18 protein-coding genes and 3 pseudogenes are annotated in these 20,655 nt (G+C 72.0%); 14 read left to right on the top strand and 7 right to left on the bottom strand.

Going from position 1 to position 20,655, the window contains the following annotated elements; translation table 11 throughout:
* The first annotated feature begins 81 nt into the window (after positions 1-81).
* Genes ACFW6P_RS13590 through ACFW6P_RS13580 form a run of 3 tightly spaced genes read left to right on the top strand, consistent with a single transcriptional unit; the run spans position 82 to position 3,073 of the window.
* Positions 82-1,239: a phytanoyl-CoA dioxygenase family protein gene (locus tag ACFW6P_RS13590; RefSeq protein WP_386354671.1), complete on the top strand. Its 1,158-nt coding sequence runs from the start codon at positions 82-84 to the stop codon at positions 1,237-1,239.
* Positions 1,240-1,247: 8 nt separating this feature from the next.
* Complete coding sequence (locus ACFW6P_RS13585) at positions 1,248-2,024, top strand: SDR family oxidoreductase (RefSeq protein WP_386354673.1); 777 nt, start codon at positions 1,248-1,250, stop codon at positions 2,022-2,024.
* A gap of 44 nt (positions 2,025-2,068) precedes the next feature.
* Positions 2,069-3,073, top strand: coding sequence for a Gfo/Idh/MocA family oxidoreductase (locus ACFW6P_RS13580; protein WP_386423717.1), 1,005 nt, complete (start codon positions 2,069-2,071; stop codon positions 3,071-3,073).
* Positions 3,074-3,334: 261 nt separating this feature from the next.
* On the opposite strand, the gene ACFW6P_RS13575 is transcribed toward ACFW6P_RS13580, so the two are convergent.
* From ACFW6P_RS13575 to ACFW6P_RS13555, 5 genes are read right to left on the bottom strand one after another with little or no spacing between them, the layout of a single operon-like run.
* Complete coding sequence (locus tag ACFW6P_RS13575) at positions 3,335-4,354, bottom strand: Gfo/Idh/MocA family protein (protein ID WP_386423715.1); 1,020 nt, start codon at positions 4,352-4,354, stop codon at positions 3,335-3,337.
* A gap of 18 nt (positions 4,355-4,372) precedes the next feature.
* Positions 4,373-5,275 (bottom strand): sugar phosphate isomerase/epimerase family protein, encoded by a 903-nt coding sequence (locus ACFW6P_RS13570; RefSeq protein WP_386423713.1) that lies wholly within the window; start codon positions 5,273-5,275, stop codon positions 4,373-4,375.
* Position 5,276: 1 nt separating this feature from the next.
* Positions 5,277-6,188: an ATP-binding cassette domain-containing protein gene (locus ACFW6P_RS13565; protein ID WP_386423711.1), complete on the bottom strand. Its 912-nt coding sequence runs from the start codon at positions 6,186-6,188 to the stop codon at positions 5,277-5,279.
* Between the two features lie 5 nt (positions 6,189-6,193).
* Positions 6,194-7,270, bottom strand: a complete 1,077-nt coding sequence (locus tag ACFW6P_RS13560) for an ABC transporter permease (protein WP_386359790.1) — start codon at positions 7,268-7,270, stop codon at positions 6,194-6,196.
* On the bottom strand, positions 7,270-8,289 hold the full coding sequence (locus ACFW6P_RS13555; protein WP_386423709.1) for a sugar ABC transporter substrate-binding protein: 1,020 nt from the start codon (positions 8,287-8,289) through the stop codon (positions 7,270-7,272). The genes ACFW6P_RS13560 and ACFW6P_RS13555 overlap by 1 nt, the downstream gene beginning before the upstream one ends.
* 322 nt (positions 8,290-8,611) lie before the next feature.
* On the opposite strand from ACFW6P_RS13555, the gene iolC reads away from it, so the two are divergent.
* From iolC to ACFW6P_RS13525, 6 genes and pseudogenes are all read left to right on the top strand, one after another.
* Positions 8,612-9,589 (top strand): 5-dehydro-2-deoxygluconokinase, encoded by a 978-nt coding sequence (gene iolC, locus ACFW6P_RS13550; RefSeq protein WP_386423708.1) that lies wholly within the window; start codon positions 8,612-8,614, stop codon positions 9,587-9,589.
* Positions 9,590-9,602: 13 nt separating this feature from the next.
* Positions 9,603-10,481, top strand: coding sequence for a deoxyribose-phosphate aldolase (locus tag ACFW6P_RS13545; protein WP_386359796.1), 879 nt, complete (start codon positions 9,603-9,605; stop codon positions 10,479-10,481).
* A gap of 45 nt (positions 10,482-10,526) precedes the next feature.
* A complete protein-coding gene (iolB, locus tag ACFW6P_RS13540; protein ID WP_386423706.1) occupies positions 10,527-11,420 on the top strand; it encodes a 5-deoxy-glucuronate isomerase in 894 nt (297 codons plus the stop codon).
* Entirely contained in the window at positions 11,417-13,288 is a 1,872-nt protein-coding gene (iolD, locus tag ACFW6P_RS13535) for a 3D-(3,5/4)-trihydroxycyclohexane-1,2-dione acylhydrolase (decyclizing) (RefSeq protein ID WP_386423704.1), read from the top strand. The genes iolB and iolD overlap by 4 nt, the downstream gene beginning before the upstream one ends.
* A 43-nt stretch (positions 13,289-13,331) precedes the next feature.
* Positions 13,332-13,727: pseudogene (locus ACFW6P_RS13530) on the top strand (aldehyde dehydrogenase family protein); the annotation flags it as partial.
* A 288-nt stretch (positions 13,728-14,015) separates the two neighbouring features.
* Entirely contained in the window at positions 14,016-14,750 is a 735-nt protein-coding gene (locus tag ACFW6P_RS13525; protein ID WP_386423756.1) for a TetR/AcrR family transcriptional regulator, read from the top strand.
* Here ACFW6P_RS13525 and ACFW6P_RS13520 read toward each other — a convergent pair.
* Positions 14,716-15,543 carry a DUF427 domain-containing protein gene (locus tag ACFW6P_RS13520; protein ID WP_386423702.1) on the bottom strand — a complete coding sequence of 276 codons (828 nt, stop codon included), beginning with the start codon at positions 15,541-15,543 and terminating at the stop codon, positions 14,716-14,718. The genes ACFW6P_RS13525 and ACFW6P_RS13520 overlap by 35 nt on opposite strands.
* A gap of 308 nt (positions 15,544-15,851) precedes the next feature.
* Between ACFW6P_RS13520 and ACFW6P_RS13515 the strand changes: the two genes are divergently transcribed.
* Both ACFW6P_RS13515 and ACFW6P_RS13510 read left to right on the top strand, forming a co-directional pair.
* Positions 15,852-16,112, top strand: a complete 261-nt coding sequence (locus tag ACFW6P_RS13515) for an SsgA family sporulation/cell division regulator (protein WP_386423754.1) — start codon at positions 15,852-15,854, stop codon at positions 16,110-16,112.
* A 103-nt stretch (positions 16,113-16,215) separates the two neighbouring features.
* Positions 16,216-16,522: pseudogene (locus ACFW6P_RS13510) on the top strand (WhiB family transcriptional regulator).
* A 203-nt stretch (positions 16,523-16,725) separates the two neighbouring features.
* Here ACFW6P_RS13510 and ACFW6P_RS13505 read toward each other — a convergent pair.
* Positions 16,726-17,184, bottom strand: a complete 459-nt coding sequence (locus ACFW6P_RS13505) for a MarR family winged helix-turn-helix transcriptional regulator (protein ID WP_386423701.1) — start codon at positions 17,182-17,184, stop codon at positions 16,726-16,728.
* 189 nt (positions 17,185-17,373) lie between these two features.
* On the opposite strand from ACFW6P_RS13505, the gene ACFW6P_RS13500 reads away from it, so the two are divergent.
* From ACFW6P_RS13500 to ACFW6P_RS13490, 3 genes and pseudogenes are all read left to right on the top strand, one after another.
* Positions 17,374-18,345 (top strand): alpha/beta hydrolase, encoded by a 972-nt coding sequence (locus ACFW6P_RS13500; RefSeq protein ID WP_386423699.1) that lies wholly within the window; start codon positions 17,374-17,376, stop codon positions 18,343-18,345.
* Between the two features lie 183 nt (positions 18,346-18,528).
* Positions 18,529-19,526, top strand: a pseudogene (locus ACFW6P_RS13495) (alpha/beta hydrolase).
* Between the two features lie 166 nt (positions 19,527-19,692).
* Entirely contained in the window at positions 19,693-20,544 is an 852-nt protein-coding gene (locus ACFW6P_RS13490; protein WP_386423697.1) for an alpha/beta fold hydrolase, read from the top strand.
* Positions 20,545-20,655 lie beyond the last annotated feature (111 nt).

The following is a 20,655-nucleotide window of genomic DNA, read 5'->3' as shown; positions in this document are numbered from 1 at the left end:
GGCTCGCTGCCGGTTGTTCGAGGGGTTTGTACTGACAAGAATGGCAGGGCTGCGTCGCTCCGTGACCCCGAAGGGACGACGATGTCCTTCCTTTCCCTGACCCACCGTGCCTGGCTGTCCGAACAGGACTGCGATCTCGACGCGTTCCGCGCTCTGGTCGAGCAGGCCACAGACCCCGCCGACTATCCGCACGCCTCCGCCGTGGAGCGGAACGTGCCGGTCTACGACTCCGCGCTGCTCGAAGGGGACCGCGTGGTCCAGGCCGAGCTGGTGCGGGCCCTCGCCGACGGCCCCGGCATCGTCGTCTTCCGCGGTGCCTTCCCCGACCCGGACGTCGTGGACCGGGCCACCGTCGTCTTCGAGGCGCTGATCGCCGAGCAGCGCGCCTCGGGTGCGGCGGCCGGTGACCACTTCGCCGCACCGGGCGCCAACGACCGGGTGTGGAACGCGCTGGAGAAGGCCGCCCTGTACGACGCGGAGACGTTCGCCGACTACTACGCCAACGACATCCTCGCCCTGGTGTCCACCGCCTGGCTGGGTCCGGGCTACCAGGTGACCTCCCAGCTCAACGTGGTCAACCCGGGCGGTGCCGCCCAGACTGCGCACCGCGACTACCACCTGGGCTTCCTGTCGAACGAGGTGGCCGCCGCCTACCCGGCGCACGTGCACCGCCTCTCCCCCGTGCTGACCCTCCAGGGCGCGGTCGCGCACTGCGACATGCCGGTCGCGTCGGGGCCGACGCTGTACCTGCCGCACTCGCAGAAGTACGAGCCGGGCTATCTGGCCTGGCGGCTGCCGGAGTTCCGGGCGTACTTCGAGGCGCGGCACGTGCAGCTGCCGCTCGCCAAGGGCGACGCGGTGTTCTTCAACCCGGCCCTCTTCCACGCCGCCGGCACCAACCGCTCGGCGGACGTCCGCCGCATGGCCAACCTGCTGCAGGTGTCGTCCGCGTTCGGGCGGGCGATGGAGACGGTGGACCGGGAGGCCGTCGCGAACGCGGTGTATCCCGTCCTGCTCAGGCGCAAGGCCGAGGGCGCCGACCAGGAGTGGCTGGACCACGTGATCGCCGCGAGCACCGAGGGCTACCCCTTCCCCACCAACCTCGACAGCGACCCGCCGGTCGACGGTCTGGCCCCGCCCTCGCAGGCGGAGATCGTCCGGCGGGCGGTCCGCGAGGAGTGGACGCCCGAGGCGCTGCGCGCACGGCTGCGGGCCGGTGCCGAACGGCGAGAGAGCTGAGGAACGTCATGGGACTTCTCGACGACAAGGCCGTCCTGATCAACGGCGGCAGCCAGGGTGTGGGCGCCGCCGTCGCGCGGGCTGCGGTCCGCGAGGGTGCGGTCGTGGCCGTCACCGGGCGGCGCCCCGGGCCTGGTGAGGCGCTGGTGGCGGAACTGGCCGCCGCCGGGGGCACGGCGCTGTTCGTCCGGGCCGACCTCGCGGACGCCGGGCAGGCGAAGGCGGCCGTCGCCGAGGCCGTCGGCGCGTACGGCCGGATCGACTGCCTGGTCAACTCGGCGGGGCTGACCTCGCGGGGCACGCTGCTGGACACCACGCCGGAGTTGTTCGACCAGCACATCGCGATCAACCTCAAGGCGCCGTTCTTCGCCATGCAGGCCGCGGTCGCGGACATGGTCGCGCGCGAGGCGCCGGGCACCGTCGTCAACATCATCACGTCCTCGGCACACGGCGGGCAGCCGTTCCTCGCGCCGTACGTCGCGGCGAAGGCGGGTCTGATCGGCCTGACCCGCAACGCCGCGCACGCCCACCGCTGGGACCGGGTCCGGATCAACGGCCTCAACATCGGCTGGACGGCGACCGAGGGCGAGGACGCCACCCAGAAGACCTTCCACGGGGCCGGGGACGACTGGCGCGACGAGGCCGCCGCGAAACTGCCCATGGGCAAGCTCGGCCAGCCGGACGAGATCGCCGACTTCGTGGTCTTCCTGCTGTCGGACCGGTCCGGGGTGGTCACCGGGTCGGTGATCGACTGGGACCAGAACGTGCTCGGCGGGCTCGACTGAGACGTCCCGCAGGACCCCCTCCCCCTCTCTAGGAGCAACACCCCATGCGTATCGGAATCCTCGGCCTCGGCCGCATCGGCGCCTTCCACGCCGAGACCCTCTCCGGCCTCGACGCGGTCGACTCCCTCGTCGTCACCGACCCGTTCGCCGACGCCGCCAAGGCCGCCGCCGAGCGGTTCGGGGCGGACGTCGCGGACTCGCCGGAGGCGCTGCTGGCCGCCGGTGTGGACGGCATCGTCGTGGCGGCCGCCACGGACGCCCACCCGGCGCTGATCCTGGCCGGTGTCGAGGCCGGGGTCCCGGTCTTCTGCGAGAAGCCCGTCGCCCGGACGATGAGCGAGGGCGTCGAGGTGCTCAAGGCCGTCCAGGGCAGGGACGTGCCCCTCCAGATCGGCTACAACCGGCGCTTCGACACCGGGTTCGCCGCCGCCCGGGCCGCCGTGCACAGCGGCGAACTGGGCCCGCTGCACACGGTCCGCTCGACCACGCTGGACCCGGCGCCGCCGCCGGCCGGCTACATCGCCGCATCCGGCGGCATCTTCCGCGACTGCTCGGTGCACGACTTCGACATCATCCGCTGGGTGACCGGCCGCGAGGTCACCGAGGTGTACGCCGTCGGCGGCAACCGCGGCGCCGACTACCTCAAGGAGGCGGGCGACGCCGACACCACCGGCGCGATCCTCACCCTCGACGACGGCACCCTCGCGGTGGTCTCCAACTCCCGTCACAACGCCCGGGGTTACGACGTGCGCATGGAGATCCACGGCTTCAAGGACTCCATCGCCGTCGGCCTGGACGACCAGCTGCCGCTCCGGTCGGTGGAGCCGGGCGTGACCTTCCCGGCGGGCACCCCGCACGACTTCTTCATGGACCGCTTCGCCGAGGCCTACCGCGCCGAACTGACCGCCTTCACCGAGGTCGTGGCCGGCGCCCGGCCCTCCCCCTGCACGATCGAGGACGCCCTGGAGGCGGGCTGGATCGCGGACGCGTGCACGCTGTCGCTGCGCGAGCACCGGCCGGTGACGATCGAGGAGGTACGGCAGGCCTGATCGGCCGGGGCCGGGAGCGGCGCGGAGCACGGAACGCCCGCTGAAGGTCCCCGCCCGTTCGTGCGGCCACCGGCCACGCGGCGGTGGCCGGACGTCGCCGCACCCGCACCGAGGCGTTGCCCCCCGCGGCGTGAGCGTCCACGGGACGGGCGCGGCGCACACGCCCCGCTGCCGCAGGACGACGGACGCGGCACGAGGAGGATCCGAGACGCACGCCGGAAGGGCCCGGGGGCGAGCCCCGGGTCCTTCCGGCACCACGCGTCACGCGTACAGCGCGGGCCTCCCGGCGAGTTCGACCTCCACCCGTCCCGCGCCCTCCAGCGCCCGCACCCCCGCCTCGCACACCGCCGACGCCGCGTAGCCGTCCCAGGCGCTCGGGCCGGTCACCTCGCCGCGGCGGGTGGCGTCGACCCAGGCCTGGACCTCGCGGTCGTAGGCCGTCTCGAAGCGTTCGGTCCAGTCCTGGGCGATGGTGCCGCCCCAGCGGCCGGCCGTGTGGGTGATCAGGTCGTGGCCGTCGCCGGTGCGGGCGGTGCCGCGTTCGCAGACCAGCTCGGCCTGGACCTGGTAGCCGAAGCCGCAGTTGACGAAGATCTCGACGTCGCTGATCGCGCCGCCGTCGGTCTCGAAGACCACGAACTGGGGGTCCTGCAGGCCGTCCGGGGCGCCGGCGGACGGGGTGGGGCGCAGCACGGTGACCGCGGTGATCTCGTGGCCCAGCAGCCAGCGGGTCGCGTCCGCCTCGTGGGCGACGGAGTCGGTGATGAGCATGGAGCTGGTGAAGAAGGGCGGGCTGGCGACGTTGCGGTGCCGGTTGTGGAGCATCAGGGGGCGGCCCAGCCGGCCGGTCGCCGACAGTGCCTTCAGCTGCGCGTACCCGGGGTCGTAGCGGCGCATGAAGCCGACCTGCACCCGGCGTCGGCCGAGGCGCAGTTCGGCTTCGACGACGCGCAGGGCGGAGGCCGCGTCGGGGGTGAGCGGCTTCTCGCACAGCACGGGCAGGTCACGCTCGAACGCGGCGAGCAGCGTGGCCTCGTGGGCCGGGCCCGAGGAGGCGATCAGGACGGCGTCGACGCCGTCCGTCGCGAGCGCGGCCGCCGGGTCGGTGTGGGCGGTGCAGCCGCCGACGCGGGCGGCGACGGCCTTCGCGCGCTCCGCGTCGACGTCCGCGACGGCCACCACCCGTGCACCGCTGGTGACTTCGTGGATGCGGCGCACATGGTCGGCGCCCATCCGTCCGGTGCCGATGACTGCGACTCCGAGGGTGGCGCGTTCGGTCATGGCCGTCCTTTCGGGTCGTCAGGCGCCGCAGGACCTCAGGAACGCGCGGGTGCGCACCGCGATCGGCAGCGGCTTGTCCGGCTCGCACGGGTACATGTCCTGCTCGACGATGGCGAACAGGTCCACGCCGAGCTTCTGCGCGGCCGTGAGGACCGGCACCAGTTCCGGGACGCCGGCGGGCGGTTCACACATCACGCCGCGTGCGACGGCCGGGCCGAAGGGGACCTCGTTCCTCACCACGTCGGCGAGGATGTCCGGGTCGACCTGCTTGAGGTGCAGGTAGCCGATGCGCTCGCCGTACGTCTCGATCAGCTTGACGCTGTCGCCGCCGCAGTAGGCGTAGTGCCCGGTGTCCAGGCACAGGTTGACGTGCTCGGAGTCGGTCGAGTCGAGGAACCGCTCGACGTGCTCCTCGGTGTCGATGTGGGTGTCGGCGTGCGGGTGGACGACGATGTCCAGGCCGTAGGTGTCCTTCACCTCGCGGCCGAGGCGCTCCATGCCCGTGGTGAGGTGGCGCCACTGCTCGGTGGTGAGCTCCGGTGCCTCCAGGATCTCGGCGGTCCTGTCGTCGCGCCAGAACGACGGGATGACGACCAGGTGCCCGGCGTCCATGGCCTGGGTGAGGGCGGCGACGCGGCTGACCTGCTCCCAGGTGGAGTCCCACTCGGAGGGGCCGCGGTGCAGTCCGCAGAAGATCGTGCCGGCGGAGACCTTGAGGTTCCGCCGGGCCACCTCGTCGGTGAGCCGGGCCGGGTCGGTCGGCAGGTAGCCGTAGGGACCGAGTTCGATCCAGGAGTAGCCGGCCTCGGCGACCTCGTCGAGGAAGCGCTGCCAGGGCACCTGCCGGGGGTCGTCGGGGAACCAGACGCCCCAGGAGTCGGGGGCGGAGCCGATCCGGATGCGGTCGAGCTCGAGGGCCATGTCAGGACTTTCCTTCCGACGGCGCGGCTGCGGGAGCGGTGAGGTTCCCCTCCTCGGGGAGCCCGTCGACGTCGACACCGCGGACCTGTGCCAACTCGTGCTTGAGGGAGACGAGTTCGGCGCCGCCCGCCATGTGGTTGGTCAGTTCCTCCAGGCTGACGTCGGTGCGGGAGGCGGACAGTTCCACGGTGCCGAGGCGCAGCACGCTGAAGTGGTCGCCGACCATGTAGGCGTGGTGCGGGTTGTGGGTGATGAAGATGACGCCGAGGCCCTTCTCGCGGGCGGCGGCGATGTACTTCAGGACCACGCCGGACTGCTTGACGCCGAGGGCGGCGGTCGGCTCGTCGAGGATGAGGACGCGGGCGCCGAAGTAGACGGCGCGGGCGATGGCGACGCACTGGCGCTGGCCTCCGGAGAGCGTGCCGATGGGCTGCTCCAGGTCGTCCAGGACGATGCCCATGTTGCGCAGTTCCTCGTCCGCGGTCTTCTTCATCCTCTCGATGTCGAGACGGCGCACGGGCCAGGGGCCCTTGGTCATCTCGGAGCCGAGGAAGAAGTTGCGCCACACGGGCATCAGCGGGACGACCGCGAGGTCCTGGTAGACCGTGGCGATGCCCTTGTCGAGGGCTTCGCGGGGCGTGGAGAAGCGCACCGGCTCGCCGTCGACGAGGAAATCGCCCTCGGTGTGCTGGTGCAGCCCCGAGACGATCTTGATGAGGGTGGACTTGCCGGCGCCGTTGTCGCCGAGGACGCAGGTCACCTTGCCGGGGTGGACGGTGAGGTCGACGCCGTGCAGGGCGCGGATGTTGCCGTAGGACTTGCCGGCGGCGCGGAGTTCGACGAGGGGGCGGTCGCCGTCGGGCGGGGTGTCCGCCAGGACGGCGCCGTGGGTACCGGTCTCTGTGCTGGTCATGGCTGTCACCTCCGGGTCGCCGTGCGCTGGACCCACAGATTGATGAGGACGGCGCCGAGGAGCATCACGCCGAGGAAGGCCTTGAACCAGTCGGGGTTCCAGCCGGCGTAGACGATGCCCTGCTGCACCATGCCGAACATGAAGGCGCCGAAGACGGGGCCGACCGCGGAGCCGTAGCCACCGGTGAGCAGGCAGCCTCCGATGACGGCCGCGGCGATGTAGATGAGCTCCTGGCCCACTCCCTCGCCGGACTGCACGGTGTTGAAGGAGAACAGCTGGTGCATGCCGACGAACCAGGCGCCGAAGCCGACCAGCATGAACAGCGAGATCTTGGTGAAGGTCACGGGCACGCCGACGGCCCGTGCGGAGTCCTTGTTGCCGCCGACCGCGAAGATCCAGTTGCCGTACCTGGTGCGCAGCAGCACCCAGGTGGCCAGGGCCGCGAAGACCAGCCACCACACGACGGTGATCTTGACGTTGACGTCCCCGATCCGGAAGGACGAGGCGAAGATCTTCTGCGCCTGGGCGAAGCCCTCCATGTCGCTGATGTCGTCGGTGGCGACGTTGCCGGTGACGAGCTTGGTGACGGCGAGGTTGACGCCCTGGAGGATCAGGAAGGTGCCGAGGGTGACCAGGAAGCTGGGCAGCCCGGTCTTGACCAGCATCCAGCCGTTGAAGGCGCCGATGCCGAGCGAGACGAGCAGGGCGACGAGCACCCCCACCCAGACGTTCAGCGTCAGCTGGTAGCTGAGCATCGACGCGGTCAGCGCCGAGGTGACCACGGCGACGCCGGCCGACAGGTCGAACTCGCCGCCGATCATCAGCAGGGCCACGGGCAGGGCCATGATCCCGATGGTCGACGACTGGTAGAGGATGTTCGCCATCGAGTTGCCGTCGCGCACCGGGGGTGCGGCGAAGAGGAAGAACACGAGGACGGCGACGGCGCCGAGGAGGACGCCGACCTCGGGACGGGCGAGCAGCCGCAGCGCCGGCGAGCGCTGCCGCGTCCTGCCGTCGGACTGCCGGGGGCCGGGGGCCGGCGGTGTGTCCACCGCCGGCTTGGCCTGCTGGGTCATGCTCATCACCGGGTGCCCTTCGCGGCGAACTCCCCGATCCTGTCGACGTTGGCCTTGTCGACGAAGGCCGGACCGGTCAGCACGGGCTGCTCGCCGCCGCCGCTGTAGTTGCCGTTGGTCTTGTACAGCCACAGGCCGTCGACGGCCAGGTAGCCCTGGAGGTAGGGCTGCTGGTCGACGGCGAACTGGATGTCGTCGCCCTTGATGGCCTTGATGAGGTCCTTGTTGAGGTCGAAGGTGGCGACCTTCGCCTTGCTGCCCGCGTCGCCGACGGACTGCACCGCGGTCAGCGCGAAGGGGGCGCCGAGGGTGACGACGTAGTCGATGGAGGGGTCCTGCTTGAGCTTGGCGGTGATCGTCGACTTCACCGACGGCATGTCGGTGCCGTTGACGTTCTGGGTGTCGAGCTCGCCGTCGAAGGTCTTGCCGACGCCGTCGCAGCGCTGGGTCAGGCCGACGTTGCCCTGCTCCTGGACGACGCACAGGGCGTGCTTGGCGCCGACCTCGTTGAGCTTCTTGCCGAACGCCTCGCCCGCGACGGACTCGTCCTGGCCGAAGAACTCCAGCAGGTTGAGCTCCTTCCAGTCGCTCAGGCCGGAGTTGAGGCCGACGACGGGTATGCCGGCCTTCTCGGCCTTGCCGATGACGCTCTTGAGGGCGTCCGGCTTGGCGAGGGTGACGGCGATGCCGTCGACCTTCTGGTCGATCGCGTTCTGCACCAGGTTGGCCTGGTTGCCCGCGTTCGGGTCGGCGGAGTAGACCAGCTTGATGTTGTCCTTGGCGGCCGCGGCCTCGGCGCCCTTGCGGACGGTGTCCCAGAACGTGTCGCCGGGCGCCTGGTGGGTGACCAGCGCGACGGTCATGCGCGGCGTGGTCGCCTTGCCGGCGGAGGCGTTCGTGCCGCCTTCCTCGGACTTCTTGCCCCCGGAACTGCTGGAGCAGCCGACGAGGGTCAGGGCCGCCGCCGCGGCCACGGCGACGGCGGGCGCGAACCTGCGAGAGCGGGGGTGAGAAGAGCGGTCCATCTTTCCTGGCACCTCACTGTGCTACTGCGGGGAAAGGGAGGGGATCACGAGGGATCCGTGGTCCCGGAGCCTTTCGGAGTCCGGATCATGATGCCGCAAACACACTGTTGCGGTGCCACGGGATCCAAGTCTTTACAGCGGCCGCTGTCAATACTTTGTTAAGACATTATTTCACAATCAGGTCCGAATGTAAGTACAAACTATTGACATGGCCGTCCTCCGGGACCTACACCTGGGAGGCGGCAGGTCCGTGGATCCACGCCCCTCGACCGTGTCAGGGCGCCAGCGGACCCGCATCCCCAGCTTCCCCAGGAGGTCGCACATGGCCGGGCCAGCCCCGTATTTCGACTTGATCACGATGGGCCGCATCGGGGTCGACCTGTATCCGCTGCAGACCGGCGTCCCGCTGGCTCGCGTGGAGACGTTCGGGAAGTTCCTGGGGGGTTCCGCGGCCAACGTGGCGGTCGCGGCGGCCCGGCTCGGACGCCGTACGGCGGTCATCACGCGCACCGGCGACGACCCCTTCGGCACCTACCTGCACGAGGAGCTGGTGGGCTTCGGCGTCGACGACCGCTGGGTCACCCCCGTCGAGGCGTACCCGACGCCCGTCACGTTCTGCGAGATCTTCCCGCCGGACGACTTCCCGCTGTACTTCTACCGCCGCCCGAAGGCCCCGGACCTGGAGATCCGCACCGACGAGCTGGACTTCGCCGCGATCCGCGGGGCCCGCGTCTTCTGGATCACCGGCACCGGGCTGAGCGAGGAGCCGAGCCGCTCCGCCACGCTCGCCGCCCTCGAGGGCCGCGGCAAGGCGGGCGCCACCGTCTTCGACCTGGACTGGCGCCCGATGTTCTGGCGCGACGCCGACCAGGCCCGCTCCCACTACCGCGCGGCCCTGCGCCACGCCACCGTCGCGGTCGGCAACCTCGACGAGTGCGAGGTCGCCACCGGCGTGCGCGAGCCGCAGGCCTGTGCGGAGGCGCTGCTGGAGGCGGGGGTTGAGCTGGCCGTGGTCAAGCAGGGCCCCCGGGGCGTACTGGCCGTGCACCGCGACGGAAGCCGCGCCGAGGTGCCGCCGGTGCCCGTCGAGGTGGTCAACGGCCTGGGCGCGGGGGACGCCTTCGGCGGCTCGCTCTGCCACGGCCTGCTCGCCGGCTGGGACCTGGAGAAGACCATGCGCCACGCCAACGCCGCCGGCGCCCATGTCGCCGCACGCCTCGCCTGCTCGTCCGCGATGCCGACCGAGTCCGAGGTCGAGGACCTCCTCGCCGGGGTGTCGTCGCCGCTCTCGCGCCACTGAAACGGAGCCCTCCTTGAACATCGGCATCCCCGACCTCACCACGATCAGAGCCCGCACCCCGGAGGCCGTCGCCGAGGCGGCGGCCGCCCGGACGCGCCGCCCGCTGCTCGGTGCGAGCGGCCGGCTGATGATCGTGGCCGCCGACCACCCGGCGCGCGGCGCCCTCGGGGTCGGCGACCGGCGCCTGGCGATGGCCAACCGCGCCGACCTGCTGGAGCGCCTGTGCACCGCGCTGTCGCGGCCCGGCGTCGACGGGGTGCTCGCCACCGCCGACATCCTGGAGGACCTGCTCCTGCTCGGGGTGCTGGAGAACAAGGTCGTCATGGGCTCGATGAACCGCGGCGGACTCGCCGGGGCCTCGTTCGAGATGGACGACCGCTTCACCGGGCACCGCGCCGAGGACATCGCCCGGCTCCGCTTCGACGCGGGCAAGCTCCTCCTGCGCGTCGACTACGACGACCCGGGCTCGCTGACCACCCTGGAGTCCGCCGCCCGGGCGATCGACGCCATGGCGGAACGCCGCCTGCCCCTGTTCGTCGAGCCGTTCATCTCGCGGCGCGTCGACGGCCGGGTCCGCAACGACCTGTCCGCCGAGGCCGTGACACGGTCCGTCGCGATCGCCTCCGGTCTGGGCGGCACCTCCGCCTACACCTGGCTGAAACTGCCCGTCACAGACGACCCGGACGACATGGCCGAGGTCCTTCAGACCTCCACCCTCCCCGTCGTCCTCCTCGGCGGCGAGGTCGGCGGCGACCAGGAAGGCGCCTACGAACGCTGGCGCAAGGCCCTGCGGCTGCCCACCGTCCAGGGCATGGTCGTCGGGCGCTCGCTGCTCTACCCGGCCGGGGGCAGTGTGGAAGAGGCGGTGGACACGGCCGTCGGTCTGCTGTGAACCGGTCCGCTGCCGGTCGCCCTGCTGTGATCCGAAAGGCACACGATGACGCATCACCTTCCCGCGGGCAAGGCCCCCGGCGGCCCGTACACCGTCGACGTCACGCCCGAGACGGCGGGCTGGGGGTACTCCAGCCTGCGGGTCCTGCGGCTGCCGCCGGGCGGCTCGCACTCCTTCGACACCGGTGACAGCGAGTGGATCGTCGTCCCGCTCAGCGGCGGCTGCACGGTCGCCGCAGCTGACGACTTCGGCCACGAGACCTTCGAACTGCACGGCCGCCCCGACGTGTTCAGCGGGGTCAGCGACTTCGCCTACCTGCCGCGCGACGCGCGGACCACCGTGACGTCCGCCGCCGGCGGCCGGTTCGCCCTGACCGGCGCGCGCTGCGAGCGCCGGCTGCCCGCCCGCTACGGCCCCGCCTCCGAGGTGCCCGTGGAGCTGCGGGGCACCGGCACCTGCTCCCGGCAGGTCAACAACTTCGGCGCCGCGGGCGTCTTCGAGTGCGACAAGCTGATCGCGGTCGAGGTGATCACACCGGGCGGCAACTGGTCGTCGTTCCCGCCGCACAAGCACGACGAGCACCGGCCGGGCGAGGAGTCCGTGCTGGAGGAGATCTACTACTTCGAGTTCGCCGCCCACGACGGCGTCCCCGGCCTCGGCTACCAGCGCGTCTCCCCCTCCGGCCCCGGCCGCGACACCGACGTGCTCGCCGAGGTCCGCGACGGCGACGTCGTCCTCATCCCGGACGGCTGGCACGGGCCGTCGATGGCCACGCCCGGCCACCACATGTACTACCTCAACGTCATGGCGGGCCCGGAGGCCGAGCGCGCCTGGCTGATCCGCGACCACCCCGACCACGCCTGGATCCGCGCCACCTGGCCCGGCCAGCCGGTCGACCCCCGCCTCCCCCTCTACACCGCCCCGGAGACCTCCCGATGAGCGCCCGCACCCGCCGACTGACGACCGCCCAGGCCCTGGTGCGGTTCCTGTCCGCCCAGTACACCGAGCGGGACGGCGTGCGCCGCCGGCTGATCGCCGGGACCTGGGGCATCTTCGGCCACGGCAACGTCGCCGGGGTCGGCCAGGCACTGGTCGAGTACGCCGACGTGATGCCGTTCCACCAGGGCCGCAACGAGCAGTCCATGGTGCACGCGGCGGTAGGCCACGCCCGCCAGCTCAACCGCCTCTCCGCGCAGGCGGTGACGACCTCCATCGGCCCGGGCGCCACCAACCTCGTCACCGGCGCCGCCCTGGCGACCGTCAACCGGCTGCCGGTGCTGCTGCTGCCCGGCGACTACTTCGCCTCCCACGCCCCCGATCCGCTGCTCCAGCAGCTGGAGCACCCGGTGGAGGCCGACGTGTCGGTCAACGACACGCTCCGCCCGGTGTCGAGGTACTTCGACCGCATCACCCGCCCCGAGGCACTGATCCCGTCGGCGCTCCAGGCCATGCGCGTACTGGCCGACCCGGCCGAGACCGGCGCGGTGACGCTGGCCCTCCCCCAGGACGTCCAGGCGGAGGCGTACGACTGGCCGGAGGAGTTCTTCGCCGAGCGCGTCTGGTACGTCCGGCGTCCCGCGCCCGACCCGGTCGAACTCGCGGCGGCCGTCGAGGCGATCCGGTCGGCCGAACGGCCGCTGATCGTGGCCGGCGGCGGGGTGCACCACAGCGAGGCCGAGGAGGCGCTGAGGGCGTTGGTGGACGCCACGGGCATCCCGGTCTCCTCCACCCAGGCGGGCAAGGGCTCGCTGCGCCACGACCACCCCGCCGACCTCGGGGGCATCGGCCACACCGGCACGGCCGTCAGCGACGGCCTCGCCCGCACCGCCGACCTGGTGATCGGCGTCGGCACCCGCCACACCGACTTCACCACCGCCTCCGGCACCCTCTTCCAGAACCCGGACGTGCGGTTCCTCAACCTCAACATCACCGGCTTCGACGCGCACAAGCTGGCGGCGCGCCCCCTGGTCTGCGACGCGCGGACCGGCCTGGAGCAGCTGGCCGGGGCACTGGCCGGGCACCGCGTGAGCGAGGCCTACGAGGCCGAGTACCGCACCGGGAAGGAGCACTGGGCGGAGGTCGTGGAGACCGCCTTCCGCGCCGGCGACGACAACGCCGTGCCCACCCAGACCCAGGTACTGGGCGCGCTGGACGCGGTGGCCGGCGACGAGGACGTGGTGATCAACGCGGCCGGTTCGCTCCCCGGCGACCTGCACAAGCTGTGGCGCGCGCGCAGCCCGCGCCAGTACCACCTGGAATACGGCTACTCCTGCATGGGCTACGAGATCCCGGCCGCCATCGGCGTCCAGCAGGCGGCCCCGGGCACGCCGGTGTGGGCGCTGGTCGGCGACGGCACCTACCTGATGATGCCGACGGAGATCGTCACGGCCGTCCAGGAGGGCCTGCCGCTCAACGTCGTCCTGATCCAGAACCACGGCTACGCCTCCATCGGCGGGCTGTCCGAGGAGACCGGCGGCGAGCGGTTCGGCACCGCCTACCGATTCCGGGCCGCCGACGGCACCTTCACCGGCGACCCGCTCCCGGTCGACCTCGCGGCCAACGCCGCCAGCCTCGGCATGCACGTGCTGCGCGCCAGGACGGTGGGTGAGCTGCGCGGGGCCCTGGCCACGGCCCGTGCCTCGGACCGGCCGACGTGCGTGTACGTCGAGACCGACCCGGCCCCGACCGCTCCCCCGGCCGAGGCCTGGTGGGACGTGCCGGTCGCCGAGACCGCCTCCCGCGAGGCCGCCGTCGAGGCCCGCGCGCGCTACGACCGCAAGGTCGCCGACCGCCGCCTCCACCTGTGAACCCGCTGCCGAACCCCGGCTGCCCCGAAAGGCCCTCGCCACCATGAAGACCCTCACCCACTGGATCGACGGCAAGCCCGTGGAAGGCACCTCCGGCCGCTTCGGCCCCGTCTACGAGCCGGCCACCGGCGCCCAGGGGAAGCAGGTCGCCTTCGCGACCGCCGGCGAGGTGGACGCCGCCGTCGCCTCCGCGAAGGCCGCCTTCGAGAGCTGGGGCACCTCCTCCCTCACCAGGCGCACGGCGATCCTGTTCAAGTACCGCGAGCCGCTCGACGCGCACCGCGACGAGATCGCCGCGCTGATCACCGCCGAGCACGGCAAGGTGCACTCCGACGCGCTCGGCGAGGTCGCGCGCGGCATGGAGATCGTGGAACTCGCGTGCGGCATCTCCATCCAGCTCAAGGGCGAGCTGTCCACCCAGGTCTCCACCCGGGTCGAGGAGTTGAGCCGGGGCGGGCCCGGGGCGGCACGCAGTCGGTGGCCCGAGGCTGCCGTGCCGGTGGGCGCGGGGCCCGGGGGCGGGCACGGCCGGTCGACGGAGCCGTCCCCACGCCCTCATCGGCGACCTGGGGACAGCCGCCAGGGCCGCGTCCGGCAGCGTCTGCGGGGGACGTCGCCGCCCGAAATCGTATATTTACGCCGTATACATACACACTTCCCCGAGGTGTGCGTAGAGTCGACGCGACGTCGTGTCGAGGACGGGGCGGAACCGTTCGGGAGGCTGCGCATGGCCGGGGACCAGTCCGGGGAGACCGAGCCGGCGCGTCGCGCCAGCGACCGCGGCCGCTACGGCCGGCTGAGCCGGGAGCGGGTCCTGGCCAGTGCCCTGGACCTGGTGGACCGCGAAGGGCTGTCGGCGCTGAGCATGCGGCGGCTGGGCGCGGAGCTCGGCGTCGAGGCCATGGCGCTCTACCGCTACGCCGCGAGCAAGGACGCCCTGCTGGACGGGCTGGTCGAGGCGCTGTACCTGGAGCTGGAGCAGCGGCTGGGGAACGGGCCGGAGCGGGGCTCCGACTGGCGGGCCGGGCTGCACCGGATCGCCCGGGCGACCTACGACGCGTGCCTCACCCATCCGCAGGCGGTGCCGTTGCTGGCCACGCGGCTGCTGGCGGTGCCGCTCGCCCGGCGGCCCGCCGCGGTGCTGCGGGACCACGAGCGGGTGCTCGCCCTGCTGCGGGACGCCGGTTTCGACGAGGCCGCCACGGCCGCCGTCTTCCGTGCCGTCACCGCCTGGGTGCTGGGCTACGTGTCCGTGGAGCTGCGGCCCACGGTGGACAACCCGGACGAGACCGACCCGGCCTTCCGGCTCGGGCTGCACCGGCTGTCCGCCAAGGAGCTGCCCCTGCTGCGGGAGACGGCGGCCGCGCTCTCCGAGCCGGGCGGCCACGAGGGGCTGGCGTCCGGGCTCGACGCCCTGCTCGACAGCCTCACCGGCGGCTCGTCCCGCGCAGCATCCGGCTGAACGGCGTCTCCGGCCGCTCCAGGGGCTCGCCGTCGAGGGTGATGTCGACGACCTCGTTGAAGAACGCGAGACGGCCCCGGATCGCCGTCACTGCGGGCAGCGGCTCCGGGTAGCCCCACAGGAGGTTCGGCGGCACCCGCGAGCCGCCCTCACGCAAGGACCAGTACGCGGCGATGCCCTTGTAGGGGCAGCGGGTGTGGTGGTCGGTGGCGACGAACAGGTCGAGGCCGACATCCTCGCGGGGGAGGTAGTAGCGGGTCGGCAGGGACGTCTCGAAGAGCAGGACGGGGGTCCGGGTGTCCGCGACGGTCCGCCCGTCGACCTCGACCCGCACATGTCGGCTGCTGGGCAGCGCGTCGACGCGCTTGTGCGGGTCACGGGGGTGGACGAAGATCTCCTCCTCTTCCTCGTACCAGTGGTCGAGCACGGTGTCGGGGCGCGCGAACCACTCGAAGGCGATGTGGCCGGCGAGGTCCCCGGCGGGGAAGGTCCAGGCTGCGTTCTCGCGCACCTCGCCGTCGGCGTCGAGGTCGTAGAACACCCGGGAGCCGGTGTGGGCCCCGGTGGGCGGCTTCCGTGCCGGGCGGAGGAGGTCGGTGCGGACGTCGGCGCGCGGGAAGGCGTACTGCGGCACGGGCAGGTGGGGCTCCCAGACGAGCACCGGGTGCCGGCTGTCGACGACGGTGACGTCGCCCTTGCGGCCGCGCACCCAGCGCTCGCTTGGCTCCCACAGGAGGCCTTCGGGGGTGGTCCTCATCGACACGGCGCCGGGATGGGCCGGGTGGGTGGTCATGGCCGGGCTCCTTCCGGAGGTCCGGATGCCGGTTCCCCTCCACGGTCCCACGCGGCGCCACCACCCGCGCCCGGAACGCGTTGCCGCGACGCCCGGCGGGAACGCGTCGCCGTCGCGCACGACACGTCATGCCGACGAAGCGGAGTCCGATCGCCTGATGGCCTGTCAAGGTCGTCTGCCACGGCTGTCAGGCGGGGCGCCACCACCCGCGGCCGGTGCGCGCACCGCGGCAGCCGCGGGGTGGTGCGCCGCCGGGGGCGGCCGCGTTCTCGCGCACCCACTGGGCGAAGGTCCGGGCCGGCTTGCCCGTGACCTTCTCCATCGTCGGCAGGACCGAGCAGCCGGCCTCCGGCGGCGCCGGCGATGTCGAGATCAGCACCTCGCGCCACGATGGCGCAAATACCGTGCAGGTCACGTTGAAAGCCCGCCAGACGTACGCCGTACCGGAGGCCCAGGCCCGGACGACCGCCGCCTTCCTCGAGCGGACGTGCCAAGCCCTGCCCCTCGGCACGGAGCACCGTCGCCTCGACCCCGATCTTGCCCGTCAGCTCGTCCAGGACGTCGGCTGACAGCCCCCGACCCGGCGTGGTCCTGGCGCCGACGTCAGGCCCCTGCCCACCTCAGGGACTCGTGGCATCGCCGCGCGGCGGCTTCGCCGCCTCATCCCGTTCCATGACTCATGACAGAGAGGATCGTCATGACTGGCGTCACAAGGCCGCATGCCGCGAGGAGGATCCCGAGCCGTCCTTTCCCGTCGGCAACGCCGGACCGGCGCTGCTGCAACGCGAGGAGGCCAAGGCCCTCTGCCATCGCTGCCCTGTGAGGGAACAGTGCCCGACAGTGGGCGCTCGACTCCGGCCAGGACGCCGGCATGTGGAGTGGCTTGGGCGAGGACGAGCGCCGTGCGATGAAACGCCGCGCGAGGCGCAACCGGCCCCAACCGAGTTCAGCGTGGGTCCTCAGCACAATGCCGGCGTAGACGCCTCCGACAGCTGACACTCCGTCGCCCATGACCAACGGAAGGAGAAGGAAGGTGACTTCGAGGTTTCGAGCCGACCGCGCCTGCTGCGGCCACGACCGGGCTTCCAGGAGTTGCTCACCACGGCCTCCCCCGTCCGCAGATCTGACAAGGAGCAGCAATCGCGGGCCCTGCCTCAGCCGGTGTGGCCGCGAGGCGGCGCCTCAACCGTGGGTGACGTTCGCGGTGAGCAGACGGAGCAGGTGTTTTGCGGTGGCGTCCTGCTCAGGGGTCAGGCCCATGGCCTCGCCGATGGCCAGGGGGACGGTGCGGGCCTTGTCCCAAAGGTCGGCGCCGGCCTGGGTGAGGCGTACGGCAACGGAGCGTTCGTCCTCGGCGCGCCGCTCCCGACGGATCAGACCGCCTGCTTCGAGGCGCTTGAGCAACGGCGAGAGGGTGCTGGATTCCAGCTGCAGCGCGTTGCCCAGGTCCCGGACGGAGACCGAGTCCTGCTCCCACAGCACCAGCATGACGAGGTACTGCGGATACGTCAGCCCCAGCTGGTCCAGCAGGGGCCGGTAGCGGGTCGTGACCGACCGCGAGGCGGCATACAAGGCGAAGCAGAGCTGGTCCTGAAGGAGCAGCGAACCCTGTTCGGCGTCTTGGCGCTCGTTCTGGCCCATGAGTGCGGTCCTTACATCCGGTGATCAGCCTCGTCCATCGTACCCATTCCAGACGCCCACGACCATGTATTGCTCGATTAAGTTGTGCACGACTTAATCGAGCGCTATAGTTCCATCCGTGCCCGCCGATCGGCCGGGCGCACCAGCCGTCGAGGCCACCGGCCCCGGCATCACCTTCAAGGAGTCCCCATGTGCGAGAACATCACCAGCCCGGTCCTGGAGCCGGCCGCCGCCGCCTTCGCCGAGGCCACCGCCAACCCGCCGTACCTGTTCGACCTGGGCCCGGCCAAGGGCCGTGAGGCCGTCGACGAGGTGCAGTCCGGCGAGATCAGCAAGCCCGAGGTCGCCGAGGAGTGGGTGACTGTCCAAGGCGGGCCCACCGGATCGGTCAAGGCCCGCATCGTCCGCCCGGCCGACGCCGACTCCGACGGACCGCTGCCCGTGATCATCTACATCCACGGCGCGGGCTGGGTGTTCGGCAACGCCCACACCCACGACCGCTTGGTGCGCGAACTGGCCGTCGGCGCCCGCGCGGCCGTCGTCTTCCCCGAGTACGACCTCTCCCCCGAGGCCCGCTACCCCGTCGCGATCGAGCAGAACTACGCCGTCGCCCGCTGGATCGTCACCGACGGCGCCGCCAAGGGCCTGGACGCCACCCGCATCGCGGTGGCCGGTGACTCCGTCGGCGGCAACATGTCCGCCGCGCTGACCCTGATGGCCAAGGAGCGCGGCGACGTCTCGCTGGTGCAGCAGGTGCTGTTCTACCCGGTGACCGACGCCGCCTTCGACACGCCCTCGTACCACCGGTTCGCCACCGGCTACTTCCTGCGCCGCGATGCCATGCAGTGGTTCTGGGACCAGTACACGACCGACGAGGCCGAGCGCGCCCGGATCACCGCCTCCCCGCTGCGCGCCACCACCGAGCAGCTCACCGGCCTCCCCCCGGCCCTGGTCATCACCGGTGAGGCCGACGTCCTGCGGGACGAGGGTGAGGCGTACGCCAACAAGCTGCGCCGGGCCGGCGTCCCGGTCACCTCGGTCCGCTACCAGGGCATCATCCACGACTTCGTGATGCTCAACGCCCTGCGCGAGACCCACGCCGCCGAAGCCGCCATCAGCCAGGCCATCGCCACTCTGCGCACCGCGTTCGGCAGCGCCTGAGCACGTTCAGCCGCATCCAGCGCCCGCACCATCCCCAGCCAGACCCCCCGGTCCCACCTCCGCACCCGGGTGGCGGGCACCCCTGCGCCACCCACCAGGAGATCCCCCGTGCGCGCCACCCCTGTTCGAGTCAACCGCAAGATCGCCGTCGCCGCGGCCGGCGCCCTCATTGCCGGGGCGACGATCGCCGCCAACGCGTCGGCCTCTCCCGCCGCGCCGTCCGCCACCACGAACACCCCGGTCCTGGAACAGGACGCCCAGACGTTCGCCGACGCGGCCACGCAGAACCCGCCGATCTACACGCTGTCCCACGACGACGCCCGCAAGGCGCTCGACGGCGCCCAGTCCGGGCCCGTCGACAAGCTGCCGGCCGACGTCAGCCACCGCACCCTCAAGGTCGGCCCCACCGGTGAGGTGACCATCCGGATCGTCCGCCCCGCCGGCGTCAGCGGCGACCTCCCCGCCGTCATGTACTTCCACGGCGGCGGCTGGGTCGGCAACGAGAACACCCACGACCGGCTGGTGCGGCAGATCGCCCACGGCGCCCGGGCCGCGGTCATCTTCGTCGACCACACGCCCTCGCCCGAGGCCCGCTACCCCATCGCCATCGGGCAGGCGTACGCGGCCACCACATGGGTCGCCGCGCACGGCGACGAGATCAACGTCGACGGCTCCCGGATCGCCCTCGCAGGCGACAGCGTCGGCGGCAACATGACCGCCGCCGTCACCCTCACGGCCAAGCAGCGCCGCGGCCCCGCCCCGCGCGAGCAGGTGCTCTTCCACCCCGTCACCGACGCCAACTTCGACACCCCCTCCTACCAGGAGTTCGCCGACGGCCCTGGCTGACCCGCAAGGCCATGCAGTGGTTCTGGGACGCCTACGCCCCCAACGCCAAGGACCGCAAGCAGATCCTCGCCTCCCCGCTGCGCGCCGACCTCAACCAGCTCACGGACCTCCCCAAGGCCCTGGTCATCACCGACGAGGCCGACGTCCTGCGCGACGAGGGCGAGGCATGCGCCGCCAAGCTCCGCGCCGCCGGCAACGACGTCACCACCGTCCGCTACCCCGGAATCATCCACGACTTCGCCATGCTCAACGTCCTCGCCGACACCAACGCCGCCAAGGCAGCCGTCGACCAGGCCAACCGCTTCCTCTGCACCGGCCTGCACAGCAGCTCCTGACCGCCGGCCGAGTGCGGCCCGGCCGGAGCTCCGGACGGACGCCGCAGCCGCGCGCCGCACAACGCCGTCCGGCCGCCCCGGTCCGTCCCAACCGTGAACACACCGTCACCGAGCGTGTGGTCCACCATGACCGCTCCGCCCGGCCACCGCCTTCAAGGAGAACACCATGTCCCGCTTCCCTCGCACCCGCTCAACCCTCCAGACCGTCGCGGCCGTGACCCTGGCCTCGATCGTGACCGGCTCCCTGCTGGCCGCCAGCACGGTCAGCGGCAGCGCCTCCTCCCGCAAGGCCGAGGCCAGCCCGGCCAAGCCGACCGTCGTGCTCGTCCATGGCGCCTTCGCCGAGGCCTCCAGCTGGTCCAGCGTCATCCAGCGTCTGCAGCACGACGGTTACCCGGTCGTCGCCACGGCGAACCCGCTGCGCGGCCTGCACAGCGACGCCGCCTACCTGCGCAGTGTCCTGGACACGGTGCAGGGGCCCGTGGTCCTGGTCGGCCACTCCTACGGCGGCTCGGTGATCACCGAGGCCGCCGCCGGTGACCCCGACGTCAAGGCGCTGGTCTACATCGCCGCGTTCATCCCGGACGCCGGCGAGAGCGCCGGCGAGCTGGCCGGCAAGTTCCCCGGCAGCACCCTGGGCGAGACCCTCAGCACCAGCTCCTACCCCCTGCCCGACGGCGGCACCGGCACCGAACTGACCATCCAGCAGGACAGGTTCCACCACCAGTTCGCCGCCGACGTACCCGCCACGACCGCCGCGATCATGGCTGCCACCCAGCGGCCGGTCTCCTCCCTCGCCCTGGAGGAGAAGGCTTCACAGGCTGCCTGGAAGAACATCCCCTCCTACGCCCTGGTCGCCGGCCAGGACTACAACATCCCGGCCAAGGCCGAGCAGTGGATGGCCGAGCGTGCCGGCGCGCACACCGTCACCGTCGACAGCGCCTCGCACGCGGTCGCGGTCTCCGAACCGAAGGCGGTCACCGACCTCATCCGCCGCGCGGCCCACGACATCCGCTGAACCACGGCAGGGCGCGGTCAACGGCGGCCCGCGGTAAGACCACGTGAAGGCGGCCCCCAAGGGGGCCGCCTTCGGTCGTCGTCTCCCGATCTCTGAACTCGCCGGTCACGG

Source organism: Streptomyces sp. NPDC058741 (assembly GCF_042746715.1).
Classification (GTDB): Bacteria; Actinomycetota; Actinomycetes; order Streptomycetales; family Streptomycetaceae; genus Streptomyces.
This window is presented reverse-complemented; position numbering and strand designations above follow the sequence as displayed.